The sequence below is a fragment of the Salisediminibacterium halotolerans genome (assembly GCF_003814815.1).
Classification (GTDB): domain Bacteria; phylum Bacillota; class Bacilli; order Bacillales; family Salisediminibacteriaceae; genus Salisediminibacterium; species Salisediminibacterium halotolerans.
Window position 1 is genome coordinate 78258 of sequence record NZ_RKQQ01000003.1, and the last position, 22808, is coordinate 101065.

General features: G+C 46.0%; 23 protein-coding genes. 15 read left to right on the forward strand and 8 right to left on the reverse strand.

The window, feature by feature from the left end; all coding sequences use genetic code 11:
• Positions 1-132 precede the first annotated feature (132 nt).
• Both EDD67_RS06070 and aceA read left to right on the forward strand, forming a co-directional pair.
• Complete coding sequence (locus tag EDD67_RS06070; protein ID WP_121439788.1) at positions 133-2337, forward strand: malate synthase G; 2205 nt, start codon at positions 133-135, stop codon at positions 2335-2337.
• Positions 2334-3605: an isocitrate lyase gene (aceA, locus tag EDD67_RS06075; protein ID WP_121439787.1), complete on the forward strand. Its 1272-nt coding sequence runs from the start codon at positions 2334-2336 to the stop codon at positions 3603-3605. The genes EDD67_RS06070 and aceA overlap by 4 nt, the downstream gene beginning before the upstream one ends.
• A gap of 48 nt (positions 3606-3653) precedes the next feature.
• Here aceA and EDD67_RS06080 read toward each other — a convergent pair whose 3' ends face one another.
• Complete coding sequence (locus EDD67_RS06080; RefSeq protein ID WP_121439786.1) at positions 3654-4106, reverse strand: DinB family protein; 453 nt, start codon at positions 4104-4106, stop codon at positions 3654-3656.
• Positions 4107-4308: 202 nt separating this feature from the next.
• Here EDD67_RS06080 and EDD67_RS06085 point away from each other — a divergent pair, with 202 nt between their 5' ends.
• Positions 4309-5385, forward strand: a complete 1077-nt coding sequence (locus EDD67_RS06085) for an SDR family oxidoreductase (RefSeq protein ID WP_158638208.1) — start codon at positions 4309-4311, stop codon at positions 5383-5385.
• 80 nt (positions 5386-5465) lie between these two features.
• Here the strand turns inward: EDD67_RS06085 and EDD67_RS06090 are convergent, their stop codons facing one another.
• Positions 5466-5726, reverse strand: coding sequence for a hypothetical protein (locus EDD67_RS06090; RefSeq protein WP_121439784.1), 261 nt, complete (start codon positions 5724-5726; stop codon positions 5466-5468).
• Between the two features lie 66 nt (positions 5727-5792).
• Positions 5793-6626 (reverse strand): alpha/beta hydrolase, encoded by an 834-nt coding sequence (locus EDD67_RS06095; RefSeq protein ID WP_121439783.1) that lies wholly within the window; start codon positions 6624-6626, stop codon positions 5793-5795.
• A gap of 347 nt (positions 6627-6973) precedes the next feature.
• On the opposite strand from EDD67_RS06095, the gene EDD67_RS06100 reads away from it, so the two are divergent.
• The 7 genes from EDD67_RS06100 to trpB all read left to right on the forward strand — a co-directional run bounded on the left by EDD67_RS06100 (position 6974) and on the right by trpB (position 13553).
• Positions 6974-7891 (forward strand): glycoside hydrolase family 16 protein, encoded by a 918-nt coding sequence (locus tag EDD67_RS06100; protein WP_121439782.1) that lies wholly within the window; start codon positions 6974-6976, stop codon positions 7889-7891.
• Between the two features lie 137 nt (positions 7892-8028).
• Positions 8029-9756, forward strand: coding sequence for a glycoside hydrolase family 16 protein (locus EDD67_RS06105; protein WP_121439781.1), 1728 nt, complete (start codon positions 8029-8031; stop codon positions 9754-9756).
• Between the two features lie 163 nt (positions 9757-9919).
• The gene (locus EDD67_RS06110; protein WP_121439780.1) at positions 9920-10648 is read left to right on the forward strand and encodes an HAD family hydrolase; all 729 of its coding nucleotides are present in this window, start codon (positions 9920-9922) and stop codon (positions 10646-10648) included.
• 43 nt (positions 10649-10691) lie between these two features.
• Positions 10692-10871, forward strand: a complete 180-nt coding sequence (locus EDD67_RS06115; protein WP_093074587.1) for a hypothetical protein — start codon at positions 10692-10694, stop codon at positions 10869-10871.
• A 29-nt stretch (positions 10872-10900) separates the two neighbouring features.
• Entirely contained in the window at positions 10901-11722 is an 822-nt protein-coding gene (locus EDD67_RS06120) for an aldo/keto reductase (protein ID WP_093074590.1), read from the forward strand.
• 73 nt (positions 11723-11795) lie between these two features.
• The gene (locus tag EDD67_RS06125; protein ID WP_121439779.1) at positions 11796-12236 is read left to right on the forward strand and encodes an OsmC family protein; all 441 of its coding nucleotides are present in this window, start codon (positions 11796-11798) and stop codon (positions 12234-12236) included.
• Positions 12237-12380: 144 nt separating this feature from the next.
• The gene (trpB, locus tag EDD67_RS06130) at positions 12381-13553 is read left to right on the forward strand and encodes a tryptophan synthase subunit beta (protein WP_121439778.1); all 1173 of its coding nucleotides are present in this window, start codon (positions 12381-12383) and stop codon (positions 13551-13553) included.
• 66 nt (positions 13554-13619) lie between these two features.
• Here the strand turns inward: trpB and EDD67_RS06135 are convergent, their stop codons facing one another.
• Positions 13620-14483, reverse strand: coding sequence for a DegV family protein (locus EDD67_RS06135; RefSeq protein WP_121439777.1), 864 nt, complete (start codon positions 14481-14483; stop codon positions 13620-13622).
• A gap of 178 nt (positions 14484-14661) precedes the next feature.
• Here EDD67_RS06135 and EDD67_RS06140 point away from each other — a divergent pair, with 178 nt between their 5' ends.
• The 3 genes from EDD67_RS06140 (at position 14662) to EDD67_RS06150 (ending at position 17199) form a co-directional block, all read left to right on the forward strand.
• Positions 14662-15174, forward strand: coding sequence for a type 1 glutamine amidotransferase domain-containing protein (locus EDD67_RS06140; protein ID WP_093074601.1), 513 nt, complete (start codon positions 14662-14664; stop codon positions 15172-15174).
• A 49-nt stretch (positions 15175-15223) separates the two neighbouring features.
• Entirely contained in the window at positions 15224-15415 is a 192-nt protein-coding gene (locus EDD67_RS06145) for a hypothetical protein (RefSeq protein WP_123875811.1), read from the forward strand.
• A gap of 338 nt (positions 15416-15753) precedes the next feature.
• Positions 15754-17199 carry an MDR family MFS transporter gene (locus EDD67_RS06150; RefSeq protein ID WP_121439776.1) on the forward strand — a complete coding sequence of 482 codons (1446 nt, stop codon included), beginning with the start codon at positions 15754-15756 and terminating at the stop codon, positions 17197-17199.
• A 25-nt stretch (positions 17200-17224) separates the two neighbouring features.
• On the opposite strand, the gene EDD67_RS06155 is transcribed toward EDD67_RS06150, so the two are convergent.
• On the reverse strand, positions 17225-18364 hold the full coding sequence (locus tag EDD67_RS06155) for a DEAD/DEAH box helicase (RefSeq protein WP_121439775.1): 1140 nt from the start codon (positions 18362-18364) through the stop codon (positions 17225-17227).
• A gap of 207 nt (positions 18365-18571) precedes the next feature.
• Here EDD67_RS06155 and EDD67_RS13865 point away from each other — a divergent pair, with 207 nt between their 5' ends.
• Positions 18572-18724 carry a hypothetical protein gene (locus EDD67_RS13865; RefSeq protein WP_154718754.1) on the forward strand — a complete coding sequence of 51 codons (153 nt, stop codon included), beginning with the start codon at positions 18572-18574 and terminating at the stop codon, positions 18722-18724.
• Between the two features lie 207 nt (positions 18725-18931).
• Here EDD67_RS13865 and EDD67_RS06160 read toward each other — a convergent pair whose 3' ends face one another.
• Entirely contained in the window at positions 18932-19264 is a 333-nt protein-coding gene (locus EDD67_RS06160) for a DoxX family protein (protein WP_121439774.1), read from the reverse strand.
• 193 nt (positions 19265-19457) lie between these two features.
• Positions 19458-20843, reverse strand: a complete 1386-nt coding sequence (locus EDD67_RS06165) for an NTP transferase domain-containing protein (RefSeq protein ID WP_121439773.1) — start codon at positions 20841-20843, stop codon at positions 19458-19460.
• A 148-nt stretch (positions 20844-20991) separates the two neighbouring features.
• Here EDD67_RS06165 and EDD67_RS06170 point away from each other — a divergent pair, with 148 nt between their 5' ends.
• Complete coding sequence (locus EDD67_RS06170; RefSeq protein WP_158638207.1) at positions 20992-21405, forward strand: NUDIX domain-containing protein; 414 nt, start codon at positions 20992-20994, stop codon at positions 21403-21405.
• Positions 21406-21453: 48 nt separating this feature from the next.
• Here EDD67_RS06170 and EDD67_RS06175 read toward each other — a convergent pair whose 3' ends face one another.
• On the reverse strand, positions 21454-22800 hold the full coding sequence (locus tag EDD67_RS06175; RefSeq protein WP_093074788.1) for an alanine/glycine:cation symporter family protein: 1347 nt from the start codon (positions 22798-22800) through the stop codon (positions 21454-21456).
• Positions 22801-22808: the final 8 nt, after the last annotated feature.

Sequence of the window (22808 nt, forward strand, 5' to 3'; positions counted from 1 at the left end):
TGAGGGGATTTTTGTAAGAAATAAGACCTATTTATAAAAAATAGCTTGAAAATCTGTTCATTTGTTATATAATAAAAAACATATAATCTAACTGTATTATAACAGTTGGTTTTAAATTAAAGGAGGGATTATGTGAAGAGTTACAGCCGGCGGGGCAACATGCAAATTGCGGATGTATTCGCAGCATTTCTTGAAGAAGAATTACTTCCGAAAACGAAGCTTGACAAAGAACTCTTTTGGAGCGGATTTGAAAAACTCTTAACCTCCTTCCATGAACGGAACAAATCGCTGCTCAAAATGCGAAGTGACTTTCAAAACCGTTTGGATGAGTATCACAGACCGGAAAAGGGAGGGAAGGATAAACAAGCGTATCAAGATTGGCTGGAAGAAATCGGATATATCGAACCTCTGACAGAGCGTTTCACTGTAGAAACGAAGAACCTCGATCCGGAAGTCAACACACAAGCCGGTCCGCAGCTCGTCGTACCGGTCAATAACGCCCGGTATGCTGTCAATGCAGCAAATGCCAGGTGGGGAAGTTTGTACGATTCATTGTACGGAACAGATGTTTTGAATGAAGAAGGGGGAGCTGAGCGCAAAGCAGACGGGTATAACCCTGTCAGAGGTGAAAAAGTGATCGCTTACAGCAAAACGTTTTTAGATGAGAGGTTTCCGCTCGCTTCCGGCAGTCACCACAACGTTCGACGGTATTATGTTGCAAACGAAACGCTTTACAGTGAAACAGCTCATGAAACCGTGCAGCTGAAAAACCGTGATCAGTTTCAAGGATTTCAAGGTGAAATGAATGAACCTTCAGCCATTTTACTTAAAAACAACGGGCTGCATATTGAACTGCAAATCGATCGGAGCGATCGCATCGGCGAAGACGATCCGGCTGGGTTAAAAGATATTGCAACAGAAGCAGCGACGACGACGATTATGGACTTTGAAGATTCGGTTGCGGCAGTTGACCCGGAAGACAAAACGGAAGTTTACCGGCACTGGCTGCAATTGATTGACGGGACGCTGACAGCGGGGTTTTACAAAAATGGCAAAGAAACGAAGCGCGCGTTAAATCCTGATCGGACGTATCAATCACCGTTTGGCGGAGAAGGAAACCTTTCCCTTCCGGGACGTTCGTTAATGCTTGTGAGAAATGTCGGTCATTTAATGACGACAGATTTAGTTTATTTACCGAACGGAGAAGAAGCATTTGAAGGTTTAATTGACGCAGTGATTTCTGGATTGACCGGTCACATTGATCTGTCTGAGCGCGGTGTATACGGGAATTCGAAAACCGGCTCCGTTTATATTGTTAAACCGAAAATGCACGGTTCAGCAGAAGCAGCTTTTACAAATGAGCTGATGACAGAGACAGAAAAGCTGACAGGCATTCCTGAACATTCGATTAAAGTCGGTGTCATGGATGAAGAACGGCGGACATCATTAAATTTGCATAATGTGATTAATGAGGTGAAAGAACGGATATTTTTCATCAACACCGGTTTTCTTGACCGCACAGGCGATGATATTCATTCGGTTATGGCATCCGGTCCGATGATTAGAAAAGGGGAAATGAAATCGTCGGTTTGGCTCGATGCTTACGAACGCGCGAACGTTTATCACGGCTTGCAGCTTAACTTGCATGAGAGCGGACAAATCGGCAAGGGAATGTGGGCGATGCCGGAAGAAATGGCCCGAATGATGAGCGAGAAAGGATCGCAGCTCGAAGCCGGCGCAAACACAGCCTGGGTGCCGTCTCCGACTGCTGCTGTGCTTCATGCGCTGCATTATCATGCTGTCGATACGCCTGCTGTGCAAAAAAGGTTGCAACAAACAAGTGAAAATCCGGCGGATAAGATGCTCGAGATTCCGCTGAGCCAACGCCATTTTACGGCTGAAGAAGTTGAAGAGGAATTAAAAAATAATGCGCAAGGGATTTTGGGTTACGTTGTCCGCTGGGTTGAACAAGGTGTCGGCTGTTCAAAAGTGCCGGATATCAATAACGTGCACTTAATGGAAGACAGAGCGACGCTTCGCATATCAAGTCAGCATATGATGAATTGGCTCCATCACGGCGTATGTACAAAAGAGCAGGTGATGCGGGTTATGCATGAGATGGCCGCTGTTGTGGACCGTCAAAATGAAGGCGATCCTGCTTATGAACCGATGTCGGTTCAGCCGGAAACATCGACCGCTTTTCAAGCCGCGCTCGAACTGGTTTTTACTGCGAAAGAACAGCCAAACGGGTACACAGAACCGATTTTGCATCGGCGGCGCCGCGAATATAAAGAATATATCGCCAATAAATCCAAAAAAGGGGAGATGATTCAATGAGAACGAATGAGCGAACCGATGTGATTGACCAGTGGGATTCCGAGAGATACAGCTTAGTTGAACGCCCATACAGCCGAGCGGATGTCGAAAAATTACGCGGATCGGTGATGATCGAGCATACATTGGCCCGCCGCGGTGCGGAAAAACTATGGTCAGATATGGAAAACAAGCCGTTTATCCGGGCGCTCGGGGCGTTGACCGGGAACCAGGCTTTGCAGCAAGTCAAGGCGGGGTTGAATGCCATTTACTTAAGCGGCTGGCAAGTTGCGGCAGACAACAATCTCGCCGGACAAATGTATCCCGATCAAAGCCTGTATCCGGCTAACAGCGTGCCGAATGTCGTTAAAAGCATTAACCAAACGTTTCAGCGCGCCGACCAAATCCAGCATGTTGAAGGAAATGACGAGATTGATTATTTTGCACCGATCGTTGCCGATATGGAAGCCGGATTCGGCGGACCGTTAAACGTTTATGAAATGACAAAAGCGATGATTGAGGCCGGGGCTGCCGGAGTTCATTTGGAAGATCAGCTCTCTTCGGAGAAAAAGTGCGGTCACTTGGGCGGGAAAGTGCTATTGCCGACACAAGTCGCGATTAAAAATTTAATTTCAGCGAGACTCGCGGCAGATGTCAGCAACGTGTCAACGGTTATCGTTGCCCGTACTGATGCGAATGCGGCCGATTTAATTACGAGCGATATCGACCCTTACGATCAGCCGTTTTTAACCGGTGAACGGACAGAGGAAGGGTTTTACCGCACAAACAGCGGGATTGATCAGGCGATTAACCGCGGGTTGGCTTACGCACCGTATGCGGATTTGATATGGTGCGAAACGAGCGAACCGAATCTTGATGAAGCGCAGAAATTTGCTGAGGCCATCCATGCTGAATTTCCCGGCAAAAAACTTGCCTACAATTGTTCACCTTCGTTCAATTGGGCGAAAAAACTGGATGAAGACACGATCGCCCGTTTTCAAGAAGAGCTCGGCGAGATGGGGTATACTTTCCAATTCGTCACCCTTGCCGGCTTCCATGCGTTGAATCACAGCATGTTCACATTAGCTAATGAGTATAAAGAAGACGGAATGGCTGCTTATTCCCGCCTGCAGCAAGCGGAATTCTCCTCAGAAAAAGACGGATATTCTGCGACGCGACACCAACGGGAAGTCGGAACAGGTTATTTTGATGAAGTTTCGCAAGTCATTGCCGGCGGGGCTTCCTCGACATTGGCGCTCTCCGGTTCGACAGAAACAGCCCAGTTCAAATAAAAAGCACTAGAAGCTCCTTTGCCTAACAGCAAAGGAGCTTCTGATCATTTACGTGCGGACGTACAACGGCAACTCATCGTACCCCATCATCCGCAGATAGACAAACAAATTCCCTTTGTGATGGATTTCGTGATCGATCGCTAACTCAATCACTTGATGAGCGGGCATTTTCGCACCGAAAATTTCTGTCATGTCGATCAGTTCATCCAAGCCGTCTTCCGTTAATTCATCAAAAAGCGCGATCGTTTCATCCGTATATGTTTGGGCGTATTCGGCCAAATTTACCGCCTGTTCTTTTTCGCCTAAATCAAGCGGCTGTTTTCCCGCGGCAAATGCAATGAAAATATTTGCGCTTTTCATCATATGCTTGATCAATGTCTCGGAGTCCATCGACGTTTCCGCCGGCTTAAATGAATAGCGGTCTTGATTGATCATAGAAGCAAGTTCATTGGTTACATCTCTGTGGGCAAAAAACTTTTGTTTTAATGTTTCTTTAGACAATGTAGTCCCTCCTCATTTCTCTCTGTTCATTGTTTATCATTCACGTTGACCGGTCTGTTTAAACGGACAATCTTATTAAAGAATGTGTGAATATGAGCAGGAGACTACACATCAGCTTGATGATTTAGTAGAATATGCAATACAGTATTTAAAAATATTGTCATGTCACATATATATGTGTTTTATAAAAGGAGTTTTCATCATGAATGTACTTTTAACCGGAGCGACCGGTTTTCTCGGTACGATAATCACCAATCGTTTAGCTGAGAAGGGTTATGAAATTTATGCGTTAATCCGTAATGAAACGAAAGCGAAAGATTGGCTCGATACCCTGTCTCTTAACACAAAAAAAGCTGTTCATTTCGTTTACGGCGATTTGCTGAAGCCGTCAGGCGGTTTAACTGATAAGCGAATCAACGAATTAACCGGAAAGATTGACAGCGTCATTCACTCGGCAGCTTATTTATCATTTGATGATAATGAAAGAGAGACGGTATTTCAGATCAACAGGCAAGGGACGAAAGAACTGTTGAAGCTCGCTGAAAAACTGGATATATCAACGTTTCTCCATGTCAGCACGGCTTATACGCTCGGAAGAGGCAAAGAAGGATTCGAAGCGCTCTATCAGCCGGAAAACAGAGAGTTCGTGAATGCTTATGAAGAAAGTAAATGTTACGCCGAACACGATGTCATGTCTTATCAAGAAAAGTTCCATGTTGCTGTTCTTCGTCCGGCAATTATCGTTGGAAACAGTGAAACAGGCGACGCGGATTCAACTTTTGGCCTTTACGGTGTGATGCGGGCGGTTGAGTTAATGAAACGTCACGTCCAAAAAAAGCAGCGTAATTCAAAGCTTGACTCTTTTAAAATTGTCGTCAGCGACGAGGAAAAAACGCACCTCGTTCCGGTTGACTACGTTGCAGAAATTGTTACCGGCGCGTTAACGAAGAGTGTAAATGGATCCGTTTATAATGTGACAAACCCTTATCCGCCGACAAACGGGATGATCATGTCTGCGATACGAGACGGTTTTGATTTTCAGGAATTAGAGTGGGTTTCTTTCGATCAAACCGAGCAACTGACAAAGTTAGAGCAAAAGATGAACGAACCGTTGGCTGTGTTTGAACCGTATTTAAACCGTACCATTGATTTTTCCGAGAAAAACACGAGAGCTTTACTGGACCGCTTGCAACTTAATAGTTTAGCGATGGACCGGGCGATGCTTGACCGGATTGTCGCCGGCTTTCGTCATCGCAATGAGCAGCCGGAACACGTTTAAGAAAAAGCAGCTAAAAGTGCTTGGGATAAATTTCCAAGCTCTTTTTTTTATTATACAGTCTTTTTCTTTTCACAACGGGATTAACCGGCGTGTACCAGCAAGTGCAGCGCATACGTTAAAAACGCAGAACCGATCATAAGTAACAGCGATCTTCCCCAGTGAAATACAGTGTGTTTCGGGATGAAAACAATATTAAAGACAATAAATATGGACAGAATAAACACAGGATACCAAGGTGTTAAAAGCGGGTTAGCCCAAAACAGACTAAACAAAAGATAGAAAAAAGCAATAATCGCTCCCGCGCCGATACTCACATTGCCAACGATCCAAGTGGCGGCCATTATTGAAGTACCCCTTTCATCCCGCAAAAACGGATCACTCATGTTTTTGAAGCATCCGTTCAGCGGTTAGTCAAGTTCTTCCAGGAAGGTTTCGATTGCTGAAACAAAACGATTGTTTTGCTGCAAGTTATTATGGCCGTAACCTTCGAGATGAACGATATTTGTTCGGCCGCCCCACTGCTCAGCGGTCGTTTCGGAATGCTGCGGCGGAATGACACGGTCTTCGGTACCAATGACGGTCAAGAGCGGAGACTCGATATCGGAAGCTCTGTCGCTTAATTCAAATGGATGGCGAATAAACGATGATATCGGTAAATACGGATGCCGATGCTCTTGCAGACGTGTCCGGCTGTCATAGGGAGAAATGAGAATGGTCCCTTTTGCATCGCGGACATCAGAAGCATGCACCGCCGGAGCGGTTCCCATACTGCGGCCCATTAAAACAATCTTATCTTCATTGATATCATCACGCTCGCTCATTGTATCAAAGAGTGTCTTGGCATCGCTGTACAATTCGTCCTGCCCGGGTTCGCCTTCACTTAAGCCGTAGCCGCGGTAATTCATAAACAGAACCGACCAGTCGGATAAATGATCAAACGTAGGGATCGCCTGTGACTGCTCTTCCGCGTTGCCGCCGAAATATATTACGAGCGGCTGTTTTTCTTGATCATTCGCTGCATGTCTGAGCCAGCCGTGCAGCGTCACACCGTCGGTTGCATCGATTGACAGTTCTTCTAAATCATCACGCTCCTCGCTTACTGAAAAAGCGCGTTCTTCTGAAATGGTTTGTTCCATAAACAGCTGTTCTTCTTGATTAAAGATGACCATAAACGTTTGCAAGCCGAAAAAAAGCAAAACTATCCCGGCGACCATCCCGGCGCCTGTCAGTAAAACCTTCATACATTTCCTCCAAACAGAAGCGTTTTCTCAATCTTACCTGGTGAAATATTTGTATTCAACCCGGCGCAATCACAGCTGCTTCCAGACAACAACAATGTAATGGCAAATAATCAGGTATTTAGGAATATTGTCGTGACATATGGAGGTCGATTATCTTATTTTTGTAAAATCAATTGACTTACAACTGTTGAAACGATACTCTTTACGAAATCGCTTTCGTTAACGGAAGCAAAATATCACTATTTACATAAGAGAATTTACGGGATTAGTTAAATGAGCCGGATATTTTTTGCACTTTTACGAAACCGATTTCGTAATGGGATTTTCTTTTGAAGGAGCGTATTAGCATGAAACTAAAGAGCGGATCGTTAATACTTTTGTTAACGCTTCCCGGAATGGTCGCATCATTTTGTGCAGATCAAGACGATGGTAATAATGCAGAAGTTTCTGGTTCAGAAACAGATTGGCAGATGACTTGGAACGACGAGTTTGACGGTGATGAATTGGATACGTCGAAATGGCGAATCGATACCGGGCACGGATTTTATGAAGACGATGAATGGATTCCCGGCTGGGGAAATGAGGAGCTCCAGTCTTACCAGAAAGATAATGTCAGTGTCGAAGATGGCCGTCTGATCCTGGAAGCGCGGGAAGAAACAACGAGCGATGAGCACGGCGAATATGACTATACATCGGGAAAAGTGTTGACCGATGAGTCGTTCAGTCAAGCCTACGGGCGCTTTGAGGCGAAGATGAAACTTCCGGAAGGGCAAGGCTACTGGCCGGCGTTTTGGATGATGCCGCAAGACGACGTTTACGGCGGTTGGGCCGCATCCGGCGAGATCGACATAATGGAAAACAGAGGTTCCGAAACCGGTATCGTCGGCGCCGCGATTCACTACGGGGATGTTTATCCGGACAACACATATTCTGAGGAAGAATATCAATTTCCTGATGGACAATCGACAACAGAGTTTAACGAATATGCGATTGAATGGGAGCCGGGTGAAATCCGCTGGTACGTCAACGATGAACTCTATTCAATGAAAACGGAATGGTACACCGAGGCAGGCGAATACCCTGCGCCGTTCAACGAAGAATTTCATCTGATTCTGAACCTTGCTGTCGGCGGTTGGTACGGCGGCGATCCGGATGAAACGACAGAGTTCCCGGAGCAAGTGGAAGTCGACTATGTCCGCGCCTATGAAGATGCCAATGCAGACCATCCGCTGCCGGAAGAAAATCCTGACGCCGAAGATTCGTGAGCTAATTGATTAATCGAGTAATGAAATAGTGCAGGGAGAAAAGATATTAACCTTAGGGGGTGTTCGTCTTCTGAGCAAATCGTGAAATCCGTATTTACTGCTGTACAATTAATCATTAAATTGAGAGGAGTTTGGTTATGAAATTAAACAAATTCAGCGGATCGTTAGTGTTGTTGCTGGCAGCTTCAAGTTTTCACGCATCGGTCAGCGCCGGTGAGAGTAACGAAGGCAACGGAGGGGATTCGGAACCGGATTGGCAAATGACTTGGAACGACGAGTTTGACGGCGATGAATTAGACACATCGAAATGGCGGATCGATATCGGAAACGGTTTTTACGACGGAGATGAATGGATTCCCGGTTGGGGAAATGAGGAATTGCAGTCTTACCAGGAAGACAATGTCACGGTCGAAGACGGCAAGCTGATTCTTGAAGCGCGTGAAGAACAGGTCAGCGATGAGCACGGCGACTACGATTACACATCCGGGAAAGTCTTGACAGACGAGTCGTTCAGTCAAGCTTACGGGCGCTTTGAAGCGAAGATGAAGCTTCCGGAAGGGCAAGGCTATTGGCCGGCGTTTTGGATGATGCCGCAAGATGACGTTTACGGCGGCTGGGCCGCGTCCGGCGAGATCGACATTATGGAAAACAGAGGTTCCGAAACCGATATTGTCGGCGCCGCGATTCACTACGGCGATCTTTGGCCTGATAACACATATACGGCGGAAGAGTATTATTTCCCAGACGGCCAGTCAACAACAGAGTTTAACGAATACGCGATTGAATGGGAGCCGGGTGAAATCCGCTGGTACGTCAACGATGAACTCTATTCAACGAAAACAGATTGGTACACTGAATACGGCGAATACCCTGCGCCGTTTGACCAGGAATTTCATATGATCCTCAACCTTGCTGTCGGGGGCTGGTACGGCGGCGATCCGGATGAAACGACAGAGTTCCCGGGACAAGTGGAAGTCGACTACGTCCGCGCTTATGAAGATGCCAACGCGGAACATCCGCCGCCAGGAGAGAAAATTGATCCGGATAATGGCGACGAAGATGAAGGGCTGCCGCCTGTCGATGAGTCAGCTAATTGGACAGAAGTCGGTGAAAACTTGATCGAAGACGGAACCTTTGAAGAAACAACGGAGTTCGGTGATGAAAACGACAGTCTCGTCTGGAATATTTTCAATATGGGCGATCACGATCCGAATGCAGGCACAGCTGATTTCTCGATCGAAGATAACGTATTAAATGCTACGATCAATCAGGTCGGCTGGGCTTGGTATCATATTCAATTAATGCAGGATGTTACCGTGCCGGAAGGGACGTACAAAGTTGAATTTGATATGAGATCCGACTATGACCGCGACGTATACGTAGAACTGGCCGGTGCAGAAGCGGGCATTTTAGACTTTGAAGTCAGCGACGCGATGGAAACGCAAACAGGGTATATCAATGTAGAAGAAGCGGGAGATTACAGCATGCTTTTCGGCCTCGGCCGCGATGAAGATGACCCGCAATTAGATGTACCGTATGATGTTCAACTCGATAATGTCAGACTCGTCGAAGTCGAAGAAGGAAAAGAACCGGCTGACATGTTAGAGGCACTGGAGAATATGACTGCCGAGTATAAAGATTCCGGGGACATCAGCGGACCTCTCGTTAATCAGCTCGGCAATTCACTCCGCCAAGCTGATCATCATTACAGCAGCGAGAGAGAAGAACAGGCAGCGAAGTTTATCGATAATTACCTGAAGCATTTAAACCGCGGACCGAATAATCGTCACATTGACGCCGACGTGAAAAGCGAATTAAATTCTTATGCAGAAGAGCTTGCCGGTCAGCTGAAAAACGCTGAGTGACTTAAAGGACAATGTTAAATCTATTAAGCGGTAATCAACACCCGGGTTCTTTTGAATCCGGGTGTTGAATTTTGTCATACTAATTTTTTTGTGATTTACCTGTCGTGCACAAAACGTTTTTCGTGTATAATATCTTTTTAGATTGGACGAAGGAGTTGTTTGTATGACAGTTTTTTTTGATTTAGATGATACGCTTTATGACCAGCTTGAGCCTTTTCGCAAGGCGGTAGCAGATACTGGTTTTGCTTGCAGCGGGGAAGAACTGTATGCATTATTTCGCCGAATACGTCATCATAGTGACACGATGTGGCCGCTATATGTTAACGGCGAGATCAGCCTTAATGAAATGCGCATAGTCCGAGCGCAAAAAGCTTTTAAAGACACGGGAATGGAGATCACTGAAGACGAAGCGGCCAAACTGCAGGATTCCTATGTATTTTATCAAGCGCAGCTCAGTTTCTATCCAGGTGTGGAAGATGTATTTCATCTGCTGCAAAGCGCTAATATTCAAATCGGACTTATTACAAACGGACCGGGCGAGCATCAACGCAAAAAGATCGAAGCGCTCGGTTTATCAGAGTGGATACCGGAAGAGCTTCAGTTTATTTCCGAAGAAATCGGTCTGACAAAACCGGACACGGCCGTATTTCATTACGTCAACGAAAAGAGCGGGACGCTTCCAGAGCAATCGGTTTATGTCGGCGACAATTGGATAAATGACATCGAGCCCGCGAAACACTCCGGCTGGCAAGCTGTTTGGTTTAACGACCGCCATCTTCAGCAGCCGAAAAGCGTTGAACCGGATGCTGTTGCAACGAGTTTTGCAGAATTGTATGATTGGCTTAACGAGCAGTACATTCCTTTTGAACCTGAAAGATCCGCAATAGAATGAAATCGGCAGTTGTCAACATAATTATGCGCGGGGGGAACAGGTCATGAATAAAAAAGAAGCGACGAATGCCTCATCGATTATTGCCGGTATTTTTATGATTATCGCGGCGCTTGTTCTTTGGATCATCGATATCTTTAATACAACAACGCTCGGGATCGCATTGGTTGTCTCATTTTTGATTCAATGGTTTGCGTTTCGAATTTTTCATACAGAAACCGACTAGCGAAAAAATTTTGCGGAGGTGCTTTTACGATGGCTCATATTCACTCAGCTGTAAAATTGAATAACGGTGTATTAATGCCTTGGCTCGGACTCGGCGTTTACAAAGCAGAGGCCGGCGAAGAAGTGAAACAGGCGATTCATACTGCGTTAGCGGCAGGCTACCGGCATATTGATACAGCCTCATTTTATAACAATGAAGAAAGTGTCGGTGAAGCGATCCGCGAAACGTCTGTGCCGCGTGAAGAGATCTTTGTCACGACGAAGGTATGGAACGATGATCAAGGGTATGACGAAACGCTGAGAGCTTTTGAAACAAGCCGGCAAAAGCTCGGTTTAGAGGTGATCGATCTTTATCTTATTCATTGGCCTGTCAGCGGAAAGTTTGTTGATACGTGGAAAGCGCTCGAGAAGCTGTACGCTGAAGGGAAGATCCGGGCGATCGGCGTCAGCAACTTTTTAATTGATGATTTAGAAGATTTAATGAAACATACAGAAATTAAACCGTCCGTCAATCAAGTGGAATGGCACCCGCGCCTTGTGCAAACGGAACTGCAGGAGTTTTGTCAAAAGCACGGTATTCAAGTGGAAGCCTGGAGCCCGCTCGGCCGTGCGCGGCTCTTGGATGAGCCGGTGTTGACGGAATTGGCTGAAAAACACGGCAAATCGGCGGCGCAAATCATTTTGCGCTGGGATTTGCAAAAACAGATTGTTACGATACCGAAATCGGTGACACCGGAAAGAATTAAACAAAATGCAGCGATATTTGATTTTGAACTGACGGATGAAGATATTAAGAAGATTGATGCACTGCACACAGGGGAGCGGTATGGACCGAACCCGGCTGATTTTTAGTCACGAATGAATGTTATAAAATCCGCGATCCAGGGTACAGTCTCCCGTACCTGATATTTAAAGGAGTGGATCGATCGTGAGTAAAATGGAATTTGAAGTAACCGGCGCTACCGATAAAATGAAGACTCAGGTAGAGGGGGCCGGTCATAGTATCGTGATTGATGAACCGCAAAATATGGGCGGGAACGATGAAGGACCTGACCCGTTAACAAATATGCTTGCCTCTTTAGCAGGGTGCGAGAATGTTGTGGCCAACATGGTAGCAAAAGAAATGGACTTCGATCTGCAGTCAATTCATTTCTTTATCAAAGGAGAGCTCGACTCGCGGGGATTAATGGGAGAACCGGGTGTACGGCCATTTTTCCAGCGTGTCGATGTACATGCACAGCTTGTCACAACGGAAACAGATGACCGCATTCGTGAAATGCAGGAAAAAGTCGACGCCCGCTGTCCTGTTTTTACGACGATGAAAGCAGCCGGAACGGATATGCATGCAAACTGGGAACGGGGATAATCGATTGATGCGACGCCTGATACTTTTCAGGCGTCTTTTTTAAATTGACATGACGGGCATCGTCCGGTAGGATATAACTAATTCGTGCCTAATGAGTTTTTTAGTGGAGCAGAGAAAAAAATGAGCTGAGGAGAGTGGAGTAAGATGAACTATGTTACGGAAGAAAAAGGGTATTTCGGCGAATTTGGCGGAAGTTTTGTACCGCCGTCATTGCAAGCTGTATTGGATCGGCTGACTGATGAATTTGAAAAGTACAAAGATGATCCTGATTTTAATGCAGAATATAAAGAGTGTTTGCGCGATCATGTCGGGCGGGAAAATCCGCTTACGTTTGCGAAACATTTAACAGAAGCCTACGGCGGAGCGAAAATTTATTTAAAACGCGAAGACTTAAATCATACCGGTGCACATAAAATTAACAACGTCATCGGACAAGCGCTGTTAGCGAAAAAAATGGGTGCACACCGAATCATTGCCGAAACAGGAGCTGGCCAGCACGGTGTTGCGGCAGCGACAGCTTGTGCAATGTTTGGGATGGAATGCATCATTTATATGGGAAAATTGGACATGAAACGTCAAGCGCTGAACGTGTTCCGAATGGAGCTCCTCGGTGCAAAGGTTGTATCGGTTGACCAAGGGCAAGGGCGGCTAAAAGATGCCGTAGATGTTGCGCTGAATGACTTAGTCGAAAATTATGAAACGACGTTTTATTTATTAGGTTCCGCGGTCGGTCCGCATCCGTATCCTTCGATTGTTAAACATTTTCAAGCTGTATCCAGTGAAGAATCGAAACGGCAAATGTATGAAAAAGAAGGAAAACTGCCGGATGCAGTCATTGCAGTTACCGGCGGAGGAAGCAACGCGATCGGTGCGTTTGCGCATTACATTGACGAACCTTCCGTCCGCCTTATCGGTGTCGAACCGGAAGAAGCAGCAACGTTATCGAAAGGAACACCGGCTGTTATTCACGGGTTTAAATGCCTCCTGTTGCAAGACGAAGACGGACAGCCTTCCCCGACGTATTCGATTGCGGCCGGATTGGATTATCCCGGAATCGGGCCGGAACACAGCTATTTAAAAACGAGCGGCCGGGCGGAATATGCTACGGTTACAAAAAAAGAGGTCATGGAAGCGTTCGAGCTTCTCTCGAAAAAAGAAGGGATCATCCCGGCATTAGAAAGTGCGCATGCTGTTGCGATGGCAAAAAAAATCGCACCAGGATATGACCGCGAAGCTGCGCTCATTGTCAATATTTCCGGAAGAGGAGACAAAGATGTGCAGCAAGTGTTTGATATGTATCAAAACGGAGAATTTTAACGGCCGTTGTTGAGTGTAAATGAAAAAAGACCGGAGCAAACATTGTTTGCTCCGGTCTTTTTTAGACTAAACGTCTTTGTCTTCATTTTGCCAAATCATCGCTAACGTACCTTCGCCGGCGTGAACAGCAATCGAGGAGCTGATCTCGCCAATCACAACATCGAGCGACGGAAATTGTTCTTTGACGCGTGATTTCAGTGCGTCTGCCTTATCAGCGACATTGCCGTGGAGAATCTGAACTTGGCGGATCCGGTACTTCTCATAAGACTCACTGAATAATTCCAGAATACGTCGCAAGGCTTTCTTTTCTGAGCGGACTTTTTGAAAAAGGCCGAACGTGCCTTCACTGGTGATTTGAATTATCGGTTTCACTGCTAACAAATTGCCGAGCAGAAATTGCGTTCCTGTCATTCGGCCGCCTTTGTAGAATTGCTCGAGACTGCCGAGCAGGATATAATTTTCCGATTTTTTCGCATTGTGATTAAGAGTTTCCTGGATTTCATCAGCGGATACCCCGTTTTCAGCCATGCTCATACCTTGTTCAATCAGCGTTGTGATTGCATAAGACATCGAGCGTGAATCAACAATCTTTACATCAAAATCCGCCATTTCTTTACCGGAAGCAGAACTTTCAATCGTCCCGCTCAGTTGGCTGGAAATGTGGACCGCAATCGCAGCATCATAGTTGCTTTTTAAAGATTCATACAGCTCAGCAAACTTTCCTGCCGCCGGCTGTGACGTTTTTGGCACTTCTTTGCTGGAGCGGATTTTTTGGTATAATTCTTCTGTCGTTAAGTCGACACCATCTTCGTAAGGAAATCCGTCTATAATAATTGAAAGCGGCAATACGTAAACATCGGGGTGATCGATCAGTTCCTGTGTTAAATAAGCCGTGCTGTCCGTAACCCAAGCGATCCGTTGCGCAGTCATAATCTCAGCTCACTTTCTTTCTTACTTAAGAGTAACTTCATTATACTATCATCAGTGATTAATACCAAGTACTAAATACGAAAAAATGTCTTTTAACGAACAAGAATAACATGTTTGCAGGTAAAAATCGCCGGGTAAGATTTTTACGTAACTAATATAAACTAAAGGAGAGATATAGATGAGTAAGAAAATTGCCAGTGTAATGTCGCACTTATTTGAAGACTCTGAATACACATCTCCATTAAAAGCAATGCAAAAAGACGGTCATGATGTTGTTGTTGTCGGTCCGAAACAAGGTCAAGAATTGAAAAGCAAGCAAGGGGAAGCCGAAGTAACCGTAGATATTGCCATCGGCGATGCTTCTCCGGAAGACTATGATGCACTCTTGATCCCCGGCGGTTTTTCACCGGATATTATTCGAACAGATGAACGTTTTGTAGAATTTGCGAAACATTTTGTCTTATACGACAAACCGATTTTAACAATTTGTCACGGGCCTCAGTTGTTGATAACAGCGGATGTATTGCACGGCCGCAATCTGACAGGGTTTAAATCGATTATTCAAGACCTGCGCAATGCCGGGGCTAATTTCTTTGATGAAGAAGTTGTTGTCTGCGGCAATCTCGTCACAAGCCGAACGCCTGATGACTTAAATGCATTTAACCGTGAATCGCTGAAAAAATTAAAATAATCTTTAAGCCGTCTGCACTAAGCAAACGGCTTAGAGTGTAGACAAAGTCATGACATCGATAGATGTCATATTAAAAGGAACGGATGACGACGCATCGTCCGGCTTCTTTCACCTGAAGGTATCACTGCGATATCGGCTCAAAAAGACTTCGCCGTGTCTTACTAGTCCGCGGGCGAGCGCCGAGCCGCTTCGGGCTTATGCCCTGCAGGGTCTCGTCTGTCTCGCTATCCCGCAGGATTAAGCCGGGATGCTGGGTCATCCTCCTTCTTTGAATCGAGTGTTTTCATAAAAAAGGAAGCCACGCATCCACTCCTCCGACGCCTCCGGGAAAGCAAGAGACGAAGATCCGTATTCGGCAGCCTCAGGCCGCCGAATACTAGCTGAGTCCTTGCCCGGGGCAAGCGGAGGTTAGTGGCTGCGTGGCTTACGTCAAAATAATAATTTGTCTACAATCTGAGCCGTCTGCACTAAGCAGACGGCTTTTATTTTTGATGAAAATTCACATGCAATCTTCTTTCTATTCTCGAAATAATTCGGTATTATAGAAAAAGATGATTTTTACGTCAGGAGATTATAGTTATGGAAGAAGATGATCCCAATAACCAAAAAGTGAACCGTATACCGCTCGTTGCTGTTTTGCTGGCGGGAGCTTTTGTGGCAATTTTGAACCAAACATTATTGGTGACGGCGATCCCGCCGATAATGGCTGATTTAAATATAACCGCAAATACAGGGCAGTGGCTTAATTCGGTTTTTATGCTCGTAAACGGAATTATGATTCCGATCACGGCATTTTTAATCGGAAAATTCACGACGCGGAAATTGTTTATGACGGCTATGGGCTTATTTGCCTTTGGAACACTCGTTGCCGGTATCTCGCCGAATTTTGAAGTTTTGATTCTCGGCCGGGTCATTCAGGCCAGCGGTGCCGGAATTATGATCCCGTTGATGCAAACAGTATTGTTCCTCGTGTTTCCTGTGGAAAAACGCGGTCAGGCGATGGGGCTTGTAGGTATGGTCATCGCGTTTGCTCCGGCAATCGGCCCGACTCTGTCCGGTTACATTGTCGACCAGTTTCCATGGCGCGCGCTGTTTTTTATTATCTTGCCAATCGCGCTTGCCGATATGATTATCGCTTACTTCATTTTGAAAAATGTGACTGAACAAACGTTTCCTAAGCTCGATATTCGTTCAATCATGCTGTCGACGTTCGGTTTCGGCGGTTTGCTTTACGCCTTCAGCGTTGCAGGGATGAACGGCTGGACGAGTACATCTGTTCTTGTCTGGATGGGAATCGGTGCGCTGTCGCTTCTTTGGTTTATTTTACGGCAGCTTAAATTGCCGGAACCGATTTTGGAATTTCGCGTATTTAAATCAAGCATTTTTGCGTTGACAAATGTTATCGGTGTGGTCGTATTCATGTCTATGATCGGAGCGGCAACGATCCTGCCGATTTATATGCAGGATATGCAAGGATTCACAGCATTTGAATCCGGATTGATGCTGATGCCGGGTGCGATTGTGATGGGTGTGATGAATCCGATCACGGGGAGAATCTTTGATAAAATCGGCGCCAGGTGGCTGGCGATTTCAGGGATGACTGTGCTGACTGTGAGTAATTTTCTTTTTACGAATTTGAGTGAAGATACCGGTTTTGCGTATATGGCAATCATTCATTCTTTTCGGATGCTCAGTTTGGCAATGGTTATGATGCCGGTCACGACGGCAGGTCTAAATTCACTGCCGGACAGACTTATCCCGCACGGTACAGCAATGAACAACACGTTAAGACAAGTCGGCGGTTCACTTGGAACAGCATTTCTCGTGACAGTGATGACTGTCGGAGCAGGTTTTGCTCCAGAAGGAACGGCTGAAAGTGCAATGATTTACGGTGTGAACTTATCCTTTTGGGTCACAACCGTGCTAGCGTTTATCGGTTTAATTATTGCAACGTTTGTGAAACATCCGCCAAAATCGGGAACAACTGTTCAAACTGACGATAAGCAAGACGAAAAGAGCGGCTGACATTATTGTCAGCCGCTTTTAATATTTATTCTGGAACATCAGCTAACCCGCCGTGGAAAAATCGGCTTTTTCGCAGTGTCAGGTTGAGTTGTTCAGCAATTTGCAAAAGCCGCTCTTCTTCGCCAGGAGTGACAAGAGAAACGACTGTACCGGTTTTCCCAGCTCTAGCGGTTCGGCCTGACCGATGTTTATATTGATAAACATCATTTGGCAAATCGAGTGAGATGACATATGTGAGTTCAGGCACATCAATTCCCCGCGAAGCGACATCTGTTGAAATTAAAAGAGGCGACGTCCCGGAACGGAAAGCTTTCATAGCTTGTTCACGGGCTTGTTTATTTGCACTGCCGTGCAATAAAGCGAACGGGCGTTTATGATACTGAAGATGTTCGCTAAAAAAATCAGCATCAAATGCGTTGTTCGTAAAAGCGATACCATAGAAATCTTGCATTCCGGCTAATTTACGGAGCAGTTTCGGTTTTTCCCGCCGGTCTGCAATGAGGTAGCGGTGCGTCATGTTCTCAAGCAATTCCCGGTCGAGTTCAATTCGAATAATTTCCGGCTTGTTCATCAAGTTTTTCGCTTCTTCTTCAATATGTTCGGGTACCGTTGCTGAACAGACGATTTTTTGACAGTCCCTTCTTGATGCTTTGATGATACTGTCGACAGCACCGCGGTGTTCTTTAGTGAAAAGCTGATCTGCTTCATCAAAGACAAGCTGGGACAATTCATGCAGCTTGAGTTTTTTTGAAGCAATGTGTTCAGTCAGGCGGCCGGGAGTTCCGACAATAAACTGAGGTTTTTTCTTCAGTTTTTCTTCTTGCCTTTTTACATTCGCACCGCCGATCAGCGGAACGCTTTGAATTTTGCTGCCTTTGGACCATTGCTGAATCTCTGTATGCACCTGCATCGCAAGTTCGTGTGAAGAAACGACAATAAGCACTTGCGGCTGTTTTGCTTGCAGATCAGTATCCGCAAGAGCAGGAAGTAAATAGGCTAATGTTTTCCCGGAACCTGTCGGCGCTTCAGCGATAATATCTTTTTGCTGCATAGCTGCAGGGATCATTTTCTCTTGGATCGGTGTCAGTTCTGTGAATCCGGAGGACTGCCAAACGTCGTGAACAAACGCGGGCATCGTTTGCGGCAATATTGCTGAATGTGTCATATAAGTGCTCCTTTTTATCGTACTGTGTCTTCTCAGATTATATCCTTCACAGGTAAATCCGTAAAGCTGCAGAAGGTAAGAATCAAATACGGTGGCTAAATTTGGATATCGTTTTATAAATTTTCAGAAAATGATTGACGCGAAAACTCTTCTGTTATAATATAAAAATTAATAAATATAACTGTACTAAAACAGAGGAGGGCTTTTATGACTTATCGGCACGAAAAACAAAATATGGGAGATTTTTTGCAGAACATGAGAAACATCGAATCGGAAAACTTGATGCTTTCAGAAGAAGACCGTCACCGTCATCATCCGAAAGGTCAAAGTGAACATTACCATACTTATTTGTTTTTTTAATCGTGACCGGGCAAAAACGCAGCTGCAAAAATGCAACTGCGTAGACTGTAGACAAACTATATTTTGATGTCAGCCATGAATCCACTACCCTCCGCTTGCCCCGGGCAAGGACTCAGCTAGTATTCGGCGGCCTGAGGCCGCCGAATCCGGATCTTCGTCTCTTGCTTTCCCGGAGGCGTCGGAAGAGTGGATGCATGGCTTCTTTTTTTATGAATACACTCCATACAAAAAAGGAGGATGACCCAGCATCCCGGCGATTAAACCAAGACCGACGAAAATTTCCCCCCCCCATGCGACGATAAAACTGAAAAGATCTGAGTTTGGCAGCGCCACGTTTTCAATAAATGCATGGTAGGTCGGATACTGCTCCATCACTTCTTCATTGCCAACGACACCTTGTAAATATCCGCTGGCGTCGAACCCCTCGGGTCCAAATACTTTATCCCAGCCTGACGTGAGCCACTGCCAACCGATGTAAATACGCAATACAGCTAAGATGGCTGAAGCGACGGTATTTTCCCTTAAAAATTTAATAAACATACGATAACCTTCTTATTAGCAGTTAAAATACGGTGATATTAGTGCAAAGCGTTAGTGAGTAAACACTAATTCCCTTTTAAGTTATAATTTAACAAATCTCATGGCCGGCAATGATTCTCAAATGTGATAAAATGGCAAACAATCTGTGACAAAATGATAAAAAAGCCGGTTCAGCAGAAACCGGCTTTTTTTATCACCATCCGTATTTGTAAGCGCCCCATGGCTTTTCGATTAAAGTTTGTTTCTGATACAAGAGTGTCTCGCTGGCAACATCCTGTTCCACACAAACACCGGAACCGACCACTGAGCGCGCGCCGATTTTTACTCCCGGCATGAACATGCTCATTATACCGGTGCGCACGAAATCGCCGAAAAAAACAGCGTTGCCGAATTGATCAGGGAATTCCTTCCTGCCGGCGACGGTTTGAACTTGCAGCGTATCATCAAAGCGGGCCATGCCTATCGTTACCCCGGCCGCAATGTCTGTTGCTTCACCGACGACACCGAAAACTTCGCCGTAATGAATAAAGCTGACGTTGGGAAAACTGACGCCGCTGAATTCAGCGCAATGTCCGATACGATTGCGGCTTCCGATTGAACTGTTCCCGGCAATTTTAGCAAAATGAGTGATGCTGCAATTGTCTCCAATCACAGCCGGTCCATCGATGACAACACCGTGATCAATGACAGTGTTGCTTCCGATCACTGCGTTGCCGTTAATACGGACATATTTCCCGATGTGCGAATTTTGGCCCATCACAACATAGCCCCGAACGTCTGCCGTTTTATCCAGCGTGCTTGATGCCGGAACATTTGATGCTGTCAGAGAAGCGGTTATGTCACTGACAGCGGTGTGATTTGCTTTCATGATATCCCACGGCTTGTCTAAATCGACAAATCCGTCAGCGATTGAATAATTTTTGACATAATTTCCATTTTCAATAAGATGCTGAAGCGCTTGTTCGATCATTCCTTCGTCCGGGGGCATGACGCCTGTGGGAACATTTGTCATTAAACCGGGCTGTTGTTTAAGGCCTTCACGGATATCTTCTTTATCGAGCAAAAAGGCGCCGATCACGCGTTCAGATACATAGTGCGGACGAGGATGGGCAACGATGTTGGCAACACGGCCGTTCTTTCCAAGCGCAGCGCCAATCGTCTCTTGGGGCATTTCTGCGCCGTAAGGACCGGTTAACAGACAAGCGGAAGCTTTCGTTTTGCGACAAGCCTGAAGCCATTCAGCCATACGCTTAGGAGTGAGATACAAATCGCCGTAAAATAGCGCGAAATTCTCTTCTTCGACATGTTCCAGTGCAGCTTCAAGACTTTCTGCCGTTCCGGACGAAGAAGAAACAGTAACAACTGTTATTTGTTTATATGCCGCTAGAATTGAACGCACAGATGAATGATCAGCTCTTATGACAGCGATAATATGGCCGACATGCTCGTCGGTTAATTGATCGATCAAATGTGAAATGACCGGCTTTCCGGCAACCGGAAGAGCTGGTTTTGCTTTCGTGACGGAATAAGGCCACATTTTCCGCCCGTTTCCTGCCGCCAGGATAACAGCTGTGTTCATAAATATTCCTCCTTTAAAAAGTATGCGCTTACATTGATCGTATGTCTTTTTACATAAGAAGTCAATTTCACAATAATGACACGGATGAATAATGACGGAAACTTTGGTATATTAAAGGTTGAATCGAAGTGAAACAGGGGTGGAGCGTTTGATTGAACAAAGGAATATATATGTTGTTGTCAAAGCCGTTATAGTCCGTGACGGGTATGTTTTGCTTGTTCATCGTACCGGGCGAAATCGCAAGTGGGAGTGTCCCGGAGGGAAAATGGAATTCGGCGAACATCTCGAAGATGCAATGATTCGGGAAGTTTATGAGGAAACAAAATTGAATATTCACGTAAATGCTCTTCTTTATGCTGAATCGATGTTGGCAGAGCCAGGCAAACAGCTCGTCATTTTAACGTACTTATGTGAAACCGACGAAGAGAGCGTTATTCTTTCCGATGAACATGATGATTACTGCTGGGCCGGGCGGCGTCAATTATATGAACTGATCGCTCCGGATATCAGAGTGCATTTTAGCGAGCACGGGCTTTTTGAGCGTGAGGATCTGTGCGAATAACAAGCACCCCGAAATCCAACCAAGTGGTTTTCGGGGTGCTTTGTCTGTTTAGGCTTGTTTTTCTTCGCGCCTTTTTTGTTTGAATTTTTTCGTTTCATTTACAATGACACCGGATAAAAGCAGCAAAGCTACTAAGTTTGGAAAGGCCATTAATCCGTTCATGACGTCGGCAAATCCCCATACGATATCAAGAGAGACGACGGAGCCGACAAAGAGCATGATCACAAAGGCAAAACGGTACGGCATGGAAACTTTGCCGCCAAAAAGGTAGGTGAAGCACTTTTCGCCGAAGTAAGACCAGCCGACGATCGTTGAGAATACAAAGAATAAAAGTGCAACAGCAACGACTAAGCCGCCAAAGCCGGGCAAGTATTGATCAAATGCTGCCGACGTCAGCTGAGCAGAACTGTCGAATTCAGCTTCTCGTGCATACATCTCGCTCATTACTAAAGCCAAACCGGTAATCGTACAGACAATAATTGTATCGATAAATACCTGTGTCATCGATACCAGCGCTTGACGGGCCGGGACATCGGTTTTTGCAGCAGCAGCAGCAATTCCGCCTGTACCGAGGCCGGCTTCGTTTGAGAAGATCCCGCGCGCGACCCCTTGCTGGATGACGGCACCGACAGCGCCGCCGGCCATAGCTTGCCCCGTAAAGGCGTCAGTGAAAATAAGGCCGAATGCAGCCGGAACTTCTGTAATGTTCATCAAGACGATAAGCAGTCCGGCACCGACATAAAATACGATCATGACAGGAACAACGATGCCGACAACTTTACCGATACTCCGTATCCCGCCAATGATGACCAGTCCGACGAGCACAGATAGAACAAGCCCGGTCACCCAGACCGGTATACCGAAGTTTTGGTTCGCAACACCAGCGGCTTCGTGCGATTGGACCATGTTGCCGATACCAAAAGCGGCTACCGCGGCAAAGGCGGCGAAGATAACAGCGAGCCACTTCATGCCGAGCCCCTTTTCAATATAGTACATCGGTCCGCCCGACATTTCCCCGCGTTCATTTTGAATCCGGTATTTCACCCCGAGAATAGCTTCGCCATACTTTGTAGCCATACCGACGAAAGCAGTGACCCACATCCACAGCACTGCTCCCGGTCCGCCGACGGCGACAGCAGACGCAACCCCGGCAATGTTCCCGGTTCCGACTGTGGCAGCCAGTGCTGTCATCAACGCCTGAAAATGCGTGATATCGCCTTGCGAAATTTTGTCGCCTTTTGTGAAGACGAGCTTAAGAGCGTACGGGAGCTGCTGAAAAGAAAAAAATGTGAGGCGAAAAGTTAAGTATAAGCCGGTGCCGACGAGCAAAATAATAAGGGGAAGCCCCCATACAAAATCACTCGCCGTGTTAATGATATTTTCGATCGCTTCCATTTGTTTCT